The following is a 1,179-nucleotide window of genomic DNA, read 5'->3' as shown; positions in this document are numbered from 1 at the left end:
TACCAATGTGGGTGCTTGGTTGATGATAGTCCAATCGATTTCATGGCCGAAGGCATCATAGCGTTTACCATACACATCCGTGCCGGTTTCACTTGAGGGCGATGTCCAGCTTACTACGAATCCTCCGTCAGCCAGACTGACCACTGATGGCATATGGTTTGAACTGACCGGATTGGAGCTGACGACAAATTCCGTGCCCTGTGCTTCGCCATTAATACCATAGCGCTGGCCATAAATTTTATAGTCAGAGCCATCTTCCTGATTGGACTGCCAGATGGCCACGAAACCGCCGCCGGATAATGCAGTGACCGAAGGTAATGATTGGTCTGACGAGGTATCGGTATTGATCAGGAACTCACCGTCCAGCGCATTGCCATTGGCGTCATAGCGCTGACCATAAATGCCGTTTTCGCCACCGTCCTGCTGCTGGGATTGCCACACCACCACGAACCCGCCGTTCGTGAGCGCGGTGATCGATGGCCGGGATTGATCGCTCGATGTCTGCGTATTGATCAGGAATTCCGTGCCGAGTGCAACCCCATTGCCATCATAACGCTGACCATGGATATCGTATTCGCCGTTCTCCTGATCATAGGATTGCCAAGTGACTACGAAACCCGTGCTCAATGCCGTGACGGCCGGCAGTTCTTCGGCCTTGGTAACGGAATTGGTGATGTTGAATTCCGTGCCTTGCTTGGCGCCAAGCGCATCGTAAATCTGACCGTGAATGTCAAAATCATCGGTTACGCCATTATAGGATTGCCAGGTCACGACAAAGCCATTGTTGGGCAATGCCGTGACAGAGGATTGAGCCGGGGCGATTCCTGCAATATCGCTGATCTGGAACTCTGCACCTTGCGGATTGCCATCGCTGCCATAGCGTTGGCCGTAAATGCCCGATGAACCTGCACCATTCTGGCCATTCGATTGCCAGGTCACGACAAATCCGCCATTGGCAAGACTAGTTACAGAAGGTTCCTGTTGATTGCTAGCCGTATAGGTGTTGACGCGGAACTCAGGGCCTTGCGCAGCGCCGCTGGCATCGTAGCGTTGACCATAGATCCCATGACTTGCGCCATCCTGACCCAGAGATTGCCAAATGATTACGAAGCTTCCATCGTTCAATCCAGCCACCGACGGAGAATCCTGGCCGCTTGTGGTGTAGGTATTGATGCGTGT

At 52.9% G+C, this 1,179-nt stretch carries 1 protein-coding gene; it reads right to left on the bottom strand.

Going from position 1 to position 1,179, the window contains the following annotated elements:
• Window positions 1-1,179, bottom strand: a 1,179-nt coding sequence (locus tag ABF87_RS14555; protein ID WP_205012714.1) for a hypothetical protein, incomplete at both ends; no start/stop codon positions are given.

The organism is Nitrosomonas sp. JL21 (assembly GCF_009833095.1).
Lineage (GTDB): Bacteria > Pseudomonadota > Gammaproteobacteria > Burkholderiales > Nitrosomonadaceae > Nitrosomonas.
The sequence above is the reverse complement of the archived record's forward strand: the minus strand, read 5'-3'. Positions and strand labels throughout refer to the sequence as shown.